The sequence below is a fragment of the Micromonospora sp. NPDC051227 genome (assembly GCF_044455385.1).
Taxonomy (GTDB): Bacteria; Actinomycetota; Actinomycetes; order Mycobacteriales; family Micromonosporaceae; genus Micromonospora.
On sequence record NZ_JBITET010000009.1, the window covers coordinates 41035 to 55851 of the forward strand.

A 14817-nucleotide genomic window follows, 5' to 3' on the forward strand; every position below is an offset into this window, starting at 1 on the left:
CGACTCGATTCCGGAGGACCACGTGACCCGCACCGCCGACCAGCCTCGGATGGCGACCAGCCGCCGGGTCCGTCGCACTCTGGCCGCCTTCGGTGTCGCCGCGCTGCTCACCGCCGGTTGCACGCTGCCGGCGTTCGCGCCGCGCACCGAGGTGGAGGGCGCGGCCGCCCCGACCGGCAGTGCACCGAACTGGCGGCCCTGCCCGGAGGTGCCCGACGAGTTGGTGGGCCGGAGCGCACCGAACATGCGCTACGAGTGCACCCGGATCGCGGTGCCCCGTGACTGGGGCACCGGCGGCGGGGCGAGCGCCGGCCCGGGCGCCGGGCAGACCTTCGAGATCGCCCTGCTGCGCGCCCGGTCCACCAAGCAGCGCGACCGGGTGGGCTCGTTGGTGATCAACCCGGGCGGCCCGGGCGGTTCCGGTGTCGACACCGCCGTCTACCTCTCCTTCGGCCCCCAGTTCGGCGGGCTGCCCGCCTCGATCACCGAGCGCTTCGACATCGTCGGCTTCGACCCGCGCGGGGTCTCCCGGTCCAGCCCGGTGAAGTGCATCTCGGACGCCGACCTGGACGCCAGCTTCGGTTTCGACCCGGACCCGGCGAGCCAGTCGGCATTCGACGGCTTCGTCGGCCTGAGCCAGCGGATCGGGCGCGGTTGCGGCGACCGCTACGGCGACCAGTTGCCGCTGTACGGCACCGAGCAGGCCGCCCGCGACATGGACGCGGTACGCGCCGCCGTGGGCGACGACAAGCTCACCTACCTGGGCTACTCGTACGGCACCCTGCTCGGTGCCACCTACGCCCAGCTCTACCCGCAGCGGGTGCGGGCGCTGGTGCTCGACGGCGCGGTCGACCCGCAGCAGCGGCTGGTCGAGGGCTCGGAGAGCCAGGCCCGCGGCTTCGAGAGGGCCTTCACCAACTTCACCCGCTGGTGCGCGGCGAACGCCGGCCGCTGCCCGATCGCCCCGGACGCCCGCGCCGCGGTCACCTCGGCCATCGACAAGGCCAAGGTCTCCCCGGTACGCGGCGCCGACGGGCGGGAGGCCACCGCCGGCTGGGTGTTCTACGCCGTCATCTCCTCGCTCTACACCGAATCCGGCTGGCAGGAGCTGGCCCAGGCGATCGACAAGCTCGCCGAGGGCGACCCGAAGGACGTGTTCCGGCTGGCCGACGCGTACGCCGGCCGGGAGGACGACGGGCACTACTCGAACCTGTTCGACGCCAACCTGGCCATCAACTGCGCCGACGAGACGGAGAAGCCGAGCCGGCAGCAGATCCGGCAGTTGCAGTCCGAGTGGCGCGGGAAATACCCACTGTTCGGGCCGGCGTTGGCGGTCGGCATGTTGAGCTGCGTCGAGTGGCCGGGCGGTCGTGACCCGTACCCGACCGGGAAAGCGAACGGCGCGCCGCCGATCCTGGTGGTCGGCACCACCGGCGACCCCGCGACGCCGTACGAGCAGACCCCACGGCTCGCGTCGATGCTGGGCGTCGGTCGGGTGCTCACCTGGGAGGGCGAGGGGCACACCGCCTACCCGCAGACGTCCTGCATCACCAGCGCGGTCGACGCCTACCTGCTCGACCTGACCGTTCCCAGAGAGGGGCTTCGCTGCCCGGCCCGGTGACCGGCGGCGTCGGCGGCAGCGGTGGCAGCTCGATGCCCTGCCGGGCTGCCAACTCCTCCAGCAGCGCCCGCATCCGCCGCACGTCGGCCTTGAGCTGCTCCTGCTCCTCGTGCTCGAAGGCGTCGTCATCGACGATGAGCCGGCTCGCGAAATGTGCGGTGATCAGTGGAATGACCAGCAGCACCATGGTCGAGATGAGCAGCGCGGCGAGCGTACGGCCGGCCCAACTGGTTGGCGAGATGTCGCCGTAGCCGACGGTGGACGCGGTCACCACAGCCCACCAGACGGCGTCGGCTGGGCTGCGGTTCTCGACCTCGCCGTAGATGACCCCCGCGACCACGATCATCAGCAGGTACGAGGTGATCAGCGTGCGCGGCGAGTTCGCGAACCACACCAACGCTCGGTAGATCCACCGGAACGGCAGCAGCAGAAGCTCCATGCCGCCCCATGCTGCCCGCTCCCGGCAAGTGGCACCGGCCCATTCGTCGGTTTCGCTGTGCCAGGCTCACCGGCATGACCGATGTGATCTACCGCGAGGCGGTTCGGGCGGACCTGCCCGCCGTCATCGCCCTGCTCGCCGACGACGTCCTGGGCAGGGCCCGCGACTTCACCGAGGTCGACGAGGCGTACGAGAGGGCGTTCGCGGCCATCGACGCCGACCCGCGCAACCAGCTGATCGTGGCCGAGCAGGCCGGCGAACTGGTCGGCTGCCTGCAGATCACCTACATCCCGGGCCTGGGCCGGCACGGCAGCGAGCGATCGCTGATCGAGTCGGTCCGGGTCCGCTCCGACCGGCGTGGCCAGGGGCTGGGCCGGGACCTGATGACCTGGGCGGTCGACCAGGCCCGGCAGCGCGGCTGTGCGCTTGTGCAACTCACCACCGACAAGACCCGCGAGGACGCGCACCGCTTCTACCTGGGTCTCGGCTTCGTGGCCAGTCACCAAGGCATGAAGCTCGCGCTCTGACCCGGCGTCGCGTTCAGCCCGCGGAGGCAGCCCGCCGTCAGCCGTCGACCAGGCGACCGTCGCGCAGGACGAGCACCCGGTCGGCGAGGTCGATCAGGGCCGGGTCGTGAGTGGCCACCAGGGCGGTCATGCCGCGGGCGTGCACCACCGCGCGCAACAGATCCATGATGGACCGTCCGGTCTCCGAGTCGAGCTGACCGGTGGGCTCGTCGGCGATGAGCAGGTCCGGCTCGTTGGCCAACGCACGGGCCACCGCGACCCGCTGCTGCTGGCCGCCGGAGAGTTCGTACGGGCGCTGCGCGGCGTGCCCGCCCAGGCCGACCAGCTCCAGCAGCACCGCGACGCGTTCTTCCCGCTCCGCGGCCGGCACCTGCGCCAGCCGCAACGGCACGCCCACGTTCTCGGCGGCGGAGAGGATCGGCACCAGCCCGAAGGTCTGGAACACGAAGCCGACGGTGCCCCGGCGCAGCCGCAGCAGCTCCGCCTCCCCGGCCGAGGTCACCTCGTGCCCGGCCACCACCACCTGACCGGTGTCCGGCCGGTCCAGCCCGCCGATCAGGTTCAGCAGAGTGGTCTTGCCGGCCCCGGACCGACCTCGGATGGCGACCAGCTCACCCCGGTTGGCGGTGAACGACACGTCCCGCACCGCGTGCACGGCGTGCTCACCCCTGCCGAAGGTCCGGCTGACCCCGCTGACCCGGACCACCTCGTCGGCGCCCGCCGGGGGCGCACCGCCGAACCCGGCCGCGCCGGTCACCACCATGTCCTGCCGGCTCATGCCCGCGCCCCCCGCTCCTCCGAGGCCCGGTCGCCGGGCCGTACCTGCACATGGTCCGGCTCCAGGTCGAGCCGAACCCGCTCCTTCAGCGAGAGCGCGTCGACGAACGCAGCCGGCAGCTGCATCCGACCGTTGCGGTCCAGCACCGCGTACTCCTCGCTGACCAACTCGGTGTTGCCGTCCGCGTCGATCCGCGCGGTCCGGCGTACCTCGGAGGCGGTCCGGCCGTCGCGGATCGCGACGGTCCGGCGGACCTGCGTGGCCACGGCGTGGTCGTGGGTGACGACCACGATGGTGACGCCCAGTTCCGCGTTGATGGTGCGCAGCGCCGCGAAGACCTCCGCGCCGGTCGCCTCGTCCAGCTCACCGGTCGGCTCGTCGGCGAAGAGCACCTCCGGATCGTTGGCCACCGCCACCGCCACCGCGACCCGCTGCTGTTCGCCACCGCTGAGCTGCCCGGGTCGCCGGTCGGCGCAGTAGCCCACACCGACCAGGTCGAGCAGTTCCCGGGCCCGCTCCCGACGGGCCTTGCGGCTGCGCTTGCCGGCCAACTGCATCGGCAGCTCGACGTTCTCCAGCGCGTTGAGGTACGGCAGCAGGTTGCGGCCGGTCTGCTGCCAGACGAACCCGACCAGCTGCCGCCGGTAGCTCAGCCGCCGCTTGGCGGAGAGCGAGAGCAGGTCGTAGTCGGCCACCCGGGCGATACCGGCGGTCGGGGTGTCCAGGCCGGAGAGGATGTTGAGCAGGGTCGACTTGCCCGAACCGGAGGCACCGACGATCGCCACCAGCTCGCCCCGGTCGATGACCAGGTCGAGCCCCTGCAGGGCGACCACCTCCACCCCCTCGGTCTTGAAGATGCGCACCAGGCCGTCGCAGACGATGTGCCCGCGGAGGCGGTCCTGCCCGCCGGCCCGCTCGGCGGCGCGAAGCGCTGCCCGCTGTTGCAGGGCGGCCAGGTCCGGCACCAGTGGAGTCTGGGCGGTAGCGGTCATCTCAGCTCTCCTCTCCGAGCCGAAGCACCTCTCCGAGGCGCAACCGGCGGTTGTTCAGGGCCTCGACGGCGACCGCGAAGCCGAGGGCGATCGCCCCGAGCGCGAGCACCGCGGCGACCAGGCTGGGCTCGAAAGCCACCCGGATCGGCACACCACTGGTGAACGCGGACAGGCCGAGCACCGGGTTGAGCAGCAGGGGCAGCACCGCACCGACCAGCGCGCCGGTCAGCACCGACACCGCGACCAGCGGGGTCAACTCGACCAGCAGCAGCCCACGCCACTGCCGGCGGGACAGGCCGAGGGTGCGCAGCCGGGACAGCACCTGACCCCGGGCGCGCGCGCCGGCCAGCACTGTGAACGCGATGGCCAACAGCCCGAGCACTGTGCCGCCGGCGGCCCCGGCCACGAAGCCGAAGGCCAGCACCCCGTTCGCCCCGCCCTCGCCAAGATCCTGGCGGACGTCCGCCCGGGTGTCGACGGTGACCCCGAGCGGCCGGTCCCGACCGGTGACCGTGCCGTCCCGCTGGTAGCGCTCCTGCCCCTGGTCGCCGGCGACGCGCAGCGCCTCCGCGTCCAGCGAGTCCCCGGCGATCAGCAGGCTGGTCGGCACGGGTGTGGTGGTACGCGTCGGCAGGGCCTGCCAGGGCAGGATCACGAACCGGCTGGTGTTCGCCGCCAGCAACGGGAAACCGTCCTGAGTGCCGGCCACCCGGAACTCGTACCGCTGGCCCTGCACCGAGATGAAGGCCGAGTCGTCCAGCCCGGCCTTCGCCAGGTCGGCGGCGACCGCCGGTGAGACGATCGCCGGCAGCGGACCCGGGCCGGGCGTGGCGGTGCGCAGCGCGGCCGGAACCGGGAGGTCCACCTCGGATTCGCGAGCGACGGTGTCCAGCCCCGAGCCGTCGACCAGCAGCACGTCCGTCTGCTCGATGAAGGCATCGGTGCCGACCTCGTCGGACGCGAACCGCTCGTCGTCCTCGTACAGCACCGAGGTGACGGCCCGGACCCCCGGCAGACGACCGAGCTCGTCGACGGTGTCGGGCGCGAAGCGCTCCCCGCGGATCACCGCGTCGGCGGGGACGATCTGCTCGGCGGCCCGTTCCCGGCTCGCGTCGACGCCGGCGGCCACGACCGCGCAGAACGCCGCGGTGCCGATCGCCAGCACCACCACGACCAGCGGGGCGGCGACCGCCGCGCGGCCGGCGCGGGCCGTGCCGAGGAACGCCACGCTGCCCCGGGTACGCGCGGCCAGCCAGCTCAGCAGCAACAACGGCCAGGGGTACGCCCGCAGCGCCAGCACCGCCGCCGCGACGGCGAGGAGCACCGGCACCGACACGAGCAGTGGGTCCACCTCGCCGAGCGTCAGGCCACGCCGGCGCAGCAGCACCGCGGCGAGCCCGGCCAGGAACAGCAGGGAGATCTCCACGGTGAGCCGACGGGCCGACGGGCGCACCCTGATCAGGTCCCGGCGCGCCGCCCCGCCGGCCGGTACGGCCAGCGTCGCCAACGGCAGCGCCAGCGTGACCAGCACGGTCACCACGATGACGTACGGCGTGGTCGGATCCGGGGCACCGGGGAACAGCGTGCCCAACCACCAGCCCAGCGCGGCGGCGACCGGCACCACCAGCACCGACTCGGCGAGGCTGCGCCGGGCACCGGCGGTGGCCCCACCGCCACGGGCGCGCAGCAGCGCGAACTCCGAGCGACGCCGTCTGGTGGCGAGACCCGCCGCGAGCACGATGAGCCCGGCCAGGGTGGCCAGTACGCCGGCCGCGATCACCGCGAGCAGGGTCCGGACGGCATCGATCTGGGCGGCGAACGCGCGCAAGGGAACGTCGACGCCCTGGGTCAGGGTGAGCCCCGTCGGCTGGTTGCGCTGCATCACCTGCAGGCCGTCGATCAGCTGGTCCAGCTCGCGTGCGCCGATCCGGTCGACGCCCAGCCGGTACCGCCAGTTGGACTGGATCGGCCAGCCCGCCGCGGTCCGCTTGTTGAGGGCCGACTGCGCGACGACGCCGACGATGACGAACGGTTCGCCATCGCCCTGCGGTTCGATGATCCGCAGCAGCTGCGGCAGCCCGTCCCAGATGCCGTTGGCGCTGTCGACGGGGCGGAACAGCCCGGTCACCACCAGCGGGGCGCCGTCGAGGAGTCTGCCCTTGTCGTCGGTGTTGCCGATGCGAAGTTGGCTGCCGGCGCGCAGGTTGAGCTTGGCGGCCACGTCGACGTCGAGCGCCACCTCGATCGGCCGGTCGGGAACGTACGTCTCGCTCGGCCACGCCCCCTCGACGAGGGTGGTCGCGTCCTGCACGCCGGGCATGGCCCGCAGGCCCAGATTGACCAGCAGGTTGCGGGCCGCCAGGTCCGGTCCGACCACGCGGGCCGCCTTGGTCGTGACGCTGTACCACCGCTCGGTCACTGCCGCACGCACCTGCGGCGGCATCTCCGCGGCCAGGGCGTCGAACCGTTCGGCGGCGTCGCCCATCGCCGTCCGCCGCGCCGTCGCCGCCGCCAGGCTGGTGGTGTACGAGAGGTCCCGGCGGGCGGCCGGCTCGCTGTTGAGTTGCGCTCGCAGACCCTGTTCGGCGAGCCGGTTGACCAGCCGGGGCACCCCACTGATCAGCAGCGTGACCACCAGGGTCAGCACCGCCAGCAGCAGGAACTGCCCCCCGTACGCCCGGACCCGCCGGACGGCCGCCCCGACGCTCATCGTTCTCCCCCGATTCGCAGCTGCACCGCCGCCACCCGCTGACGGATGCCGGTGGCGATGAACGCGCTGAAGGCGAGCGCCGCCAGCAACAGGCCGACAGCGGTCAGGCCGATGGGCACCCAGGGCAGCACGAACGCCGCCGGGGGTGTCGGCCGGCCGGCGGCCGGGGTGAGGATGACCAGTGGGGCCATCGTCGCGCCGACCGCGGTGCCGAGTAACAGCCCGACGCCCACGCCGATGCCGGCGAGGAACGTCTGTTCGGCCAGCAGCGCCCGAGCCATCAGCCGGGGCGTGGCACCGAGGGTGTGCAGGACCGCGAACTCCCCGAGCCGACGCCGGGCGGTGGCCCACACGTCCACCATCAGGCCGACGAGGGCGAGCAGCACCGCGCCGAGCGCGGCGGCGAGCATGCCGGTACGCGAGCCACGCCAGTACGGGTCGTCAGCGGCCGCCTCGATGGCCGCCTCCCGGTTGAGCACTGTGACGCCGGGGAGTGCGCTGACCGCCTGGGCGGCGGCGTTCGCGTCGGCGGCGCCGACCCACCATTCCGGTACGGGTCGCACCGCGCCGCTGCTCCGGATCATCGCGTCGACCGCGGCCGGCAGGTCCAGCAGGACACCCTCGTCGGTGGTGGCCGGCACGGCGTCCAGCTCGCCGACCAGGTGCACCGGCAGCGTCGCCCCGGAGAGGGTCAGGTCGACGGTGTCGCCGACGCGCAGGCTCAGCGCGTTGATGACCCCGGGGGTCATCAACACCGGTATGGGCTTGTTGTCTCCGCCCGGCACGACAGCGAACCGGGTGGGCGGCTGGTACGCGAACTGCCCGCCGGGGATCACGTCGACCGCGCGGGCCGCGGCGAACCCGGCGCCGGTGGTTCGTACCGGCATGGGTTCCTGCCCGAGGGCGGTCACGGCCCAGTCGCCGCCCAGTTCGGTCGGTTGCTTCGTGCCGTCGGCCTTGACCACCGTCAGCCCGTCCACCTGGAGCTCGTAGGAGTTGCCGGCGGCCAACCCACCGTCGGCCTCGAAGCCCGCCAGCCGCAACCGCGTCCCGCCCAGGTCGGGCAGTCGCGCGGTGAACGGGGTGGCCCGGCCGTCGCTGTCGGCGTTGGCCGCCGGCAGCCGCAGGGCGAGCCCGTCGGGGGTGGTGACCAGCAGCGTCACCGCCACCTTCAGCGACCGGGCGGCGTTGCTCACCGGGGTACGGATCGTGCCGGTGATCTCACGCGCCCCGGCGGGCAGTTCGACGCCGGCTGGCTTCCCCCGCGCGCCGACCATCCTCCCGTACTGCTCCGACGCCGATCCGTCGCCGAGGCGGTCGGCGAGCCGGACGACGCCCGATGCGCTGGCCGGGTCGACACCGATCACGGTCGCCGGCAGGTTCTCCCGCCCGACCCGGATCTCGTCGCGCCACGCCGGCAGTACCCGGTTCACGCTCGGCAGCGCGGCGAGTTCACCGGCCCGGGTCGGTGGGGCGCCCCCGGTCCGTTCGGTCACCCGGAGGTCGGCGCCGACAGTGTGGCCGGCCTGCTCGACCTGGGACCGCTCGCCGGTGCTGATCAGCGACCAGGCCAGGGTGCTGCCGCCGACGGCGAGGGCGAGCAGCAGCACCGGGCCGGCGTGCGGACGACGGCCGGCCTGCCACATGCCGAACATGGTGGCGGTCCAGGGGCGTCGGTCGACGAACCGCTCCGCGAACCGGGTGAGCGGCGGGAGCACCCGCAATGCCAGCACGGCACCGGCCAGCACGCCGAGCGTCGGGGCGGCGACCAGCAGCGGGTCGAGCCCGAGCTGGCCACCCGAACCGGCCAGCGGGGAGGCGTACCGGCGCAGCTGCACCCAGGCGAGCACGGCGAGCACAACGAGCACCAGGTCGACGCTCGCGCGTTGGACGCTCGCGGCCCGGTTCGGCCGGGATCGTGCCGCCATGTCGGCGACGTACGTCCCGGCGCCACGCAGCGTCGGAAGGACCATGGCGACGAGGCAGCCGGCCGCGGTGGCCGCTGCCGCCGCCCAGACCAGGGTCGTGTTGCCGCCGGCGGTGGAGAGGTCACCCGAGCCGCCGGGTCGGATGTACCGCAACGCCTCACCGGCGATCAGCGGACCGAGCACGGCGGCCGGGGCGACCACCAGGGTCGCCTCACGGGCGGCCAGGCCGGCCAACTGCCGACGGGCGGCACCGCGGGCGCGCAGCAGTGCGGTCTGTGGGCGGCGGTCCTCGTGCAGCAGCGCGGCGACCAGCACCAGCGCGTACCCGGCGAGCACCAGAATGAGCAGCAGCGGGGTGGCCAGCGACGAGCGACCCACCAGGTCGGCGCGACCGATCCGGTCCAGCAACTGCGGCATCTTGGTCACCGTCTGCCCGGAGCTGCCCAGTTGGGCGGCCTCGGGCACGGCCGAGACCGCCTCGGTGAGGGCTTTCCGAACGGCGGGCAGGTCGGCGGTGTCGACGGCGCCGAGGTCCGGTTGGGCCAGCCAGGACGCCGACACCGAGCCCGGGAAGGTGGCCGCGAAGTCGGCCGGGTCGAGCGTGAACGGCCCGTAGGAGGTGCCGGAACCGGCACTGCCCGCCCCCACGCCGGGGGCCAGCAGCCAGTACGCGTCCGACGGGTCGCGGGGCCGCCAGGTGCCGGCGAGCACCAACTCCCCGCGTCGTTCGGTGGCCCGGTCGCGCACCGGGACGCGTTCGCCGACGGTCAGGCCGAGGGCGCCGGCGACCCGCTCGGGCAGGCTCACCTGGACGGGGTTCGCTCCGGGGCTGGGCCAGGCTCCGCTGGTCAGCTCGGCGTGGCTGGCGAGGTCGGCGAGCGTGGCCAGGTTCGCGAAGACCGGTTCGTCGGCCGTACGCGGGATCTGCCCGAGGTCGCCGGTCAGCTCCCGGCCGGTGCCGTAACGGGCGGCGGTGACACTGACCGGGACGCCGCCGAGCCCGGTGGCGAACTCGGCTCGGACCGCCTTGTCCCGGGTGGCGAACTCGGCCGCGTCCCGCCCACCCGAGCCACTGACCAGAAGGCCGCGCTCCTCGGCGGGTGAGGCGGCGACCAGTGCCCGCTGCCCGGCGTCCACCGCCCGACGGTTGTAGTCGGACAGCCCAGTGACCAACGCGACGGCGACGAGGGCAGCGATCACCGCCGCGACCAGCAACCCTCGCGCCTCGCGGGCCCGCCTCCACACCAGCTTCATCCGACGCCTCCCCTGGCCCTGGCGGGCCGACGACCATCAAGACAGGCCACCTACCGGGAAAGGTTCGCGCCCGTTACATGATCGTTATTACGAGAAGGTCGGCCGGAGCCGGGCGGCTAGCTGCCGCGTCGAAGGTTGCGGATGCCGAACACCACCGCGCCGATCACCAGCAAGACGCCAATGAGCTGCAACCCCGGGGAGTCGTCGGCCCCGCCGAGCACCACGCCGGCGATGCCGAGCGCGACCCCGAGGATGGTGACAACGATCAGGACGTACCTCATGAGGTTTCCTCCTCGACCCACTCCAGCAGGTCTCCGGGTTGACAGTCGAGCACTCGGCACATCGCTTCGAGGGTGCTGAAGCGGACAGCCTTGGCGCGGCCGTTCTTCAGCACCGCCACGTTGGCGGGGGTGAGCCCGACGCGTTCGGCGAACTCACCGACGCTCATCTTGCGTTTGGCCAACTCCACGTCGATGCGGACGACGATGGGCATCAGATCACCGCTTCCATGTCGGTCCGCAGCCTGGTTGCCTGCCGCAACAGCGCCCGCATCACCACCATGAGGAGCCCCAGCACCGTGACGCCCACCGTCAGCAGGAACAGCAGCAGTGGCATCCCTGGGTCATCCGCGTTGAACCCCACGTAGAGGAAGACACCCACGAGCACCACCCATGCGGCAGCGATGGCCCACACGATCGCGTCCACCCACTTCAGGGACGCTTCGGTGAAGATGCGGTCGCTCTTGACCAGGCTGAGCAGCTTCCAGGTCGCGACGATGACGACCTGGACGCACAGCACCCAGAACACCGCCACGATCGTGGCCGGCCAGCGGAGGTACGCGTCCTCCGGGGACTCCTGGGCCATGTACGCGAACTGCCCGGGCAGCGAGAGGGTCTGGAACACGAGCAGGACCCCGAACAGCACCACGAGGAAAACTCTGAGAGCGGCAACCGCTCGATGCTCTGTAACCATGCATCGAGTTTCGCTCGTTACCTATCGAAAGTCAATCGGTTGCTGCAACGTCGACGCACCCCTCACGACAGCGTCGGCTTCGCCTTCTGGGGGTAGAACGTCTCGTGACGGGCCAGCATGGCGACGAATTCGCCGATCTTGCGCTCGCGGGTCTCCGCCCGCTTGACGGCATTGAGGCGGTGGATGAGAGCGAACCGGTTGGCCTTGGTGAGCACGTCGAGCATGGCCTGAGCGGCGGGCTCGGCGGCGATGGCGGCGAGCAGGTCGGCCGGCACCTCGGCCTCCGACGGCGGGGCGTAGGCGGCGGCCCACCGCCCGTCCGCCTTCGCGGCATCCACCGCGGCGCGGCCCGCCGGCAGCATCCGCCCCTGCTCCTCCAGCCGGGCCACGTTGGCGACGTTGCGTTGGGACCACGAACTGCGGGACCGGCGTGGGGTGAACCGGATCCAGGAGGACTCCTCATCCCGCTTACGGGCCTGCCCGTCGATCCAGCCGAAGCACAGTGCCTCGTCGACCGCCTGCTGCCAGGTCAACGTCGTGACCGTGCCGCCCTTCCTGGTCAGGGCGAGCCAGACACCGGGCGACGAGGCGTGGTTCGCCGACAACCATGCACGCAGGGCATCGGCGTCCGCGACAACCAACTCAGCCAGCTCGGTGCTCGTCATACGGGCAAGCTATCCGCCGGGTCCGACAGCCGGTGACCTCCGTGGGACTCGATCAACGCGTCCACGACGGCCGCGGCGTCGGCGTCCGCCACGTCCGATGGGTACTCCGGCAGCAGGTCGTCCCAGGCGATCAGCCACGAGCCGAACAACTGAGCCTGCCCCTCGGGCCGAGCGAAGAACCAGACGTGCAGGTGAGCGCCGCCATCCCCGAAGCGGTGGACGTGCGCCCGCGAGACGTGCGGCAGCGCCTGCATGTGGCGAACGATCCGGGTGCTCAACAGCCCAAGCTCGGCAGCCAGCTCGTCAGGGAGATCCGCCATGTCATGGTGATCGAGCGGCAACAGCATGAGCGCCAGCGGGACGCCCACGCCCGGGATTCGGATCAACCGCCAACGCTCGTTGAACCAGATCCCTTCGTCCCGGTTGCGGCAGCTATCGCAGTCCGCCGGGTCCTCGCCGTGCCGCGCCGGCTCCGGCAGCACCGGAGGCCGCAGCGGCGACACTCGAAGTCCGTCCGGCTCGAACGGACTGATCTCCCACCCGGTCATCCGCGCCAAGGGAAGCCGGCGCTCGTCGTCCGCGGCGGCGACCGCGCGGTCGTAGAACTCGTCCGGTCGTAAGGCCATGCGGCACAGACTAGTACGACTAGATCCACAGTGGCCGACGGCAGATCGTCACCGAGCGGCAGACCGCCGAAGGCCCGCCCCACATCCCCAGCCGCTTTCCCGCCTGGTCGATGCCGCTCGGCCTACGTTCGTCGGTGGTAGTGGTTGCGGCGTGGGAGCTGGTCGGGGTCGAGCGAGGCCGGCGGCACGAACTCCGGATGGCCGTCGCCACCGAGCCGGACGACCCAGGCGGTTCGGTGGACGTGCCGGTGATGGTGGCCGCAGAGCAGCACCGCGCTGTCGAGGCTGGTCGGGCCACCGTCGACCCAGTGCCGGATGTGATGCGCGGCGCACCAGCGCGGCGGCCGGTCGCACCCGCCGAAGGCGCACCCGCCGTCGCGGAGCACCAGGGCTCGCCGCAGCGGACCGGCGATCAAGCGGCGTTGCCGGCCCACGTCAAGTACCTGGCCAACGCCACCGAGCACGGCGGGCAGAACGGTGGCGTCACAGGCGAGCCGGCGCACCGTGTCGGGCGTGAGTCGCAGGCCGATGTCGAGCGCCCCGGCGCTCAACTGCCGGGTCAACGCGCCAACTCATCGATCACAAACGAACTCCAGAACAGATGTACGACAAGAATCGGCCGCCACGTGAGGAGAAAACACCGGCGCGGCCGCCACGTCGAGCGCTCGTCGCCAAGATCCGCACAACATCAGCGATGTTGCTGCCTCCCACATGCCGGAGACAGCAACATCGGGGAAGTTGCTCGAATCCTGGGGAGCTGTTCGACAGGTTCCTGGCGTGGACCGCCGAGCCGCGCCTGTGACCCCGGAGGTCGGTCAGGGACCGTCAGGGGTGCGCTTGGCGCGGCTCGGCTGCACCCGCTTGGGCTCGCCGGGCATCTTCGGGTGGTCCGGCGGGTACGGCAGGTCGCCCTGGCCGGCGGCGGCGTCCCGCTCGGCCCACTCCAGCAGCGGGGAGATGTCCCACGGTGCGTCGTCGATGCCGGCGTGCGGATCACCTCGCTCGGCGAGCCGGGCCGGCACGGTGCGCAGGTCGAAGTCGTCCGGGTCGACGTCGGGTAGCTCGTCCCAGCTGACCGGGGTCGAGACGGTGGCCCGCGCGTTCGCCCGCAGCGAGTACGCGCAGGCGATCGTGCGGTCGCGCGCCATCTGGTTGAAGTCGACGAAGACCCGGGTGCCGCGCTCCTCCTTCCACCAGGCTGTGGTGACCAGGTCGGGGTTGCGGCGCTCCACCTCCCGGGCCAGCGCGATGGTGGCCCGACGCACCTCGGTGAACGTCCAGCGGGGTTGGATGCGCAGGTAGACGTGCACGCCCCGGCCGCCGGAGGTCTTCGGCCAGCCGGTCGCGCCCAGCTCGTCGAGGAGCGCGCGGACCTCGCCGGCGGCCCGCGCCGCGTCGGCGAAGTCGGTGCCGGGCTGCGGGTCCAGGTCGATGCGCAGCTCGTCGGGGTGGTCGACGTCGGCGGCCCGCACGGGCCACGGGTGAAAGACGATCGTGCCCATCTGCGCCGCCCAGGCCACGTGCGCCAGATCGGCCGGGCAGAGCTCCGCCGCGTTCCGACCGCTCGGGAAGGTGATCTGCGCGGTCGTCACCCAGGGCGGCACCCCCCGGGTGGGCACCCGCTTCTGGAAGAACGCCTCGCCTTCGACACCCTCGGGGAAGCGTTGCAGAGTGGTCGGTCGGTCCCGCAGAGCGCGCATGATCCCGTCGCCGACAGCGAGGTAGTAGTGGAAGACGTCCGCCTTGGTGAACCCCCGCTGCGGGAAGATCACCCGATCCGGACTGCTCAGCCGGACGGTGTGCCCGGCCACCTCGACCTCGGCGGCCGCAGCCTTGGTGCCACCCATCCCGCGACCTTATGCCACGCCCCCGACGTTCGACGTACCGTTGAGGGGTGAGTCTTGACGACAACGAGCTGCCCCGTACCGACGAAGAGTGGCGGGTCCGACTGACCCCCGAGGAGTTCCACGTCCTGCGGGAGGCCGGCACCGAACGCCCGTGGACGGGCGAGTACGTGGACACGAAGACCCAGGGGGTCTACCACTGTCGCGCCTGCGGGCTGGAGCTGTTCTCCAGCGACACGAAGTTCGACTCGCACTGCGGCTGGCCGAGCTTCGACGACGCCATCCCGGGCCGGGTCAAGGAGATCGAGGACCGCACCCTCGGCATGGCGCGTACGGAGATCCGCTGCGCCCGCTGCGACAGTCACCTCGGGCACGTCTTCCACGGTGAGGGCTTCACCCCGAAGGACACCCGGCACTGCGTCAACTCGGTCTCCATCAAGCTGGAACCCCGCTGACCCGGG

14 protein-coding genes and 1 pseudogene are annotated in these 14817 nt (G+C 72.3%); 3 read left to right on the plus strand and 12 right to left on the minus strand.

Features of this window, described 5'->3' with window-relative positions; translation table 11 throughout:
* The first annotated feature begins 49 nt into the window (after nt 1-49).
* A complete protein-coding gene (locus tag ACIA47_RS21740) occupies nt 50-1621 on the plus strand; it encodes an alpha/beta hydrolase (RefSeq protein ID WP_396710480.1) in 1572 nt (523 codons plus the stop codon).
* On the opposite strand, the gene ACIA47_RS21745 is transcribed toward ACIA47_RS21740, so the two are convergent.
* Nucleotides 1548-2060, minus strand: coding sequence for a potassium channel family protein (locus ACIA47_RS21745; protein ID WP_203122279.1), 513 nt, complete (start codon nt 2058-2060; stop codon nt 1548-1550). The two genes, ACIA47_RS21740 and ACIA47_RS21745, sit on opposite strands and share 74 nt — an antisense overlap.
* Nucleotides 2061-2134: 74 nt before the next feature.
* Between ACIA47_RS21745 and ACIA47_RS21750 the strand changes: the two genes are divergently transcribed.
* Nucleotides 2135-2587 (plus strand): GNAT family N-acetyltransferase, encoded by a 453-nt coding sequence (locus ACIA47_RS21750; RefSeq protein WP_396710200.1) that lies wholly within the window; start codon nt 2135-2137, stop codon nt 2585-2587.
* 37 nt (nt 2588-2624) lie between these two features.
* On the opposite strand, the gene ACIA47_RS21755 is transcribed toward ACIA47_RS21750, so the two are convergent.
* The 11 genes and pseudogenes from ACIA47_RS21755 to ligD all read right to left on the minus strand — a co-directional run bounded on the left by ACIA47_RS21755 (nt 2625) and on the right by ligD (nt 14359).
* Entirely contained in the window at nt 2625-3350 is a 726-nt protein-coding gene (locus tag ACIA47_RS21755; protein ID WP_396710482.1) for an ABC transporter ATP-binding protein, read from the minus strand.
* An 11-nt stretch (nt 3351-3361) separates the two neighbouring features.
* Complete coding sequence (locus ACIA47_RS21760; protein ID WP_203122282.1) at nt 3362-4357, minus strand: ABC transporter ATP-binding protein; 996 nt, start codon at nt 4355-4357, stop codon at nt 3362-3364.
* A 1-nt stretch (nt 4358) separates the two neighbouring features.
* Nucleotides 4359-7067: an FtsX-like permease family protein gene (locus ACIA47_RS21765; protein WP_396710203.1), complete on the minus strand. Its 2709-nt coding sequence runs from the start codon at nt 7065-7067 to the stop codon at nt 4359-4361.
* Complete coding sequence (locus ACIA47_RS21770; RefSeq protein WP_396710205.1) at nt 7064-10249, minus strand: FtsX-like permease family protein; 3186 nt, start codon at nt 10247-10249, stop codon at nt 7064-7066. The genes ACIA47_RS21765 and ACIA47_RS21770 overlap by 4 nt, the downstream gene beginning before the upstream one ends.
* Nucleotides 10250-10365: 116 nt before the next feature.
* Nucleotides 10366-10530 carry a hypothetical protein gene (locus ACIA47_RS21775; RefSeq protein ID WP_203122284.1) on the minus strand — a complete coding sequence of 55 codons (165 nt, stop codon included), beginning with the start codon at nt 10528-10530 and terminating at the stop codon, nt 10366-10368.
* Nucleotides 10527-10742, minus strand: coding sequence for a helix-turn-helix transcriptional regulator (locus ACIA47_RS21780; protein WP_088946848.1), 216 nt, complete (start codon nt 10740-10742; stop codon nt 10527-10529). Before ACIA47_RS21780 ends, ACIA47_RS21775 begins: the two co-directional genes overlap by 4 nt.
* Complete coding sequence (locus ACIA47_RS21785; RefSeq protein WP_396710207.1) at nt 10742-11176, minus strand: DUF2975 domain-containing protein; 435 nt, start codon at nt 11174-11176, stop codon at nt 10742-10744. Before ACIA47_RS21785 ends, ACIA47_RS21780 begins: the two co-directional genes overlap by 1 nt.
* A gap of 107 nt (nt 11177-11283) precedes the next feature.
* Complete coding sequence (locus ACIA47_RS21790) at nt 11284-11886, minus strand: YdeI family protein (RefSeq protein ID WP_396710209.1); 603 nt, start codon at nt 11884-11886, stop codon at nt 11284-11286.
* Entirely contained in the window at nt 11883-12434 is a 552-nt protein-coding gene (locus ACIA47_RS21795) for a hypothetical protein (RefSeq protein WP_396710211.1), read from the minus strand. Before ACIA47_RS21795 ends, ACIA47_RS21790 begins: the two co-directional genes overlap by 4 nt.
* A gap of 200 nt (nt 12435-12634) precedes the next feature.
* Nucleotides 12635-13075 (minus strand): annotated as a pseudogene (locus tag ACIA47_RS21800) (DUF222 domain-containing protein); the annotation flags it as partial.
* A 252-nt stretch (nt 13076-13327) separates the two neighbouring features.
* Nucleotides 13328-14359 carry a non-homologous end-joining DNA ligase gene (ligD, locus tag ACIA47_RS21805; RefSeq protein WP_203122290.1) on the minus strand — a complete coding sequence of 344 codons (1032 nt, stop codon included), beginning with the start codon at nt 14357-14359 and terminating at the stop codon, nt 13328-13330.
* 47 nt (nt 14360-14406) lie between these two features.
* On the opposite strand from ligD, the gene msrB reads away from it, so the two are divergent.
* Nucleotides 14407-14811 (plus strand): peptide-methionine (R)-S-oxide reductase MsrB, encoded by a 405-nt coding sequence (msrB, locus tag ACIA47_RS21810; protein WP_091400676.1) that lies wholly within the window; start codon nt 14407-14409, stop codon nt 14809-14811.
* Nucleotides 14812-14817 lie beyond the last annotated feature (6 nt).

Coding starts and splice junctions, on each gene's coding strand:
- ACIA47_RS21760 (WP_203122282.1), bottom strand. CDS start 4,357: ATGACCGCTACCGCCCAGACTCCACTGGTGCCGGACCTGGCCGCCCTG.
- ACIA47_RS21780 (WP_088946848.1), bottom strand. CDS start 10,742: ATGCCCATCGTCGTCCGCATCGACGTGGAGTTGGCCAAACGCAAGATG.
- ACIA47_RS21790 (WP_396710209.1), bottom strand. CDS start 11,886: ATGACGAGCACCGAGCTGGCTGAGTTGGTTGTCGCGGACGCCGATGCC.
- ACIA47_RS21795 (WP_396710211.1), bottom strand. CDS start 12,434: ATGACCGGGTGGGAGATCAGTCCGTTCGAGCCGGACGGACTTCGAGTG.
- ACIA47_RS21765 (WP_396710203.1), bottom strand. CDS start 7,067: ATGAGCGTCGGGGCGGCCGTCCGGCGGGTCCGGGCGTACGGGGGGCAG.
- ACIA47_RS21770 (WP_396710205.1), bottom strand. CDS start 10,249: ATGAAGCTGGTGTGGAGGCGGGCCCGCGAGGCGCGAGGGTTGCTGGTC.
- ligD (WP_203122290.1), bottom strand. CDS start 14,359: ATGGGTGGCACCAAGGCTGCGGCCGCCGAGGTCGAGGTGGCCGGGCAC.
- ACIA47_RS21750 (WP_396710200.1), top strand. CDS start 2,135: ATGACCGATGTGATCTACCGCGAGGCGGTTCGGGCGGACCTGCCCGCC.
- ACIA47_RS21775 (WP_203122284.1), bottom strand. CDS start 10,530: ATGAGGTACGTCCTGATCGTTGTCACCATCCTCGGGGTCGCGCTCGGC.
- ACIA47_RS21745 (WP_203122279.1), bottom strand. CDS start 2,060: ATGGAGCTTCTGCTGCTGCCGTTCCGGTGGATCTACCGAGCGTTGGTG.
- ACIA47_RS21740 (WP_396710480.1), top strand. CDS start 50: ATGGCGACCAGCCGCCGGGTCCGTCGCACTCTGGCCGCCTTCGGTGTC.
- ACIA47_RS21755 (WP_396710482.1), bottom strand. CDS start 3,350: ATGGTGGTGACCGGCGCGGCCGGGTTCGGCGGTGCGCCCCCGGCGGGC.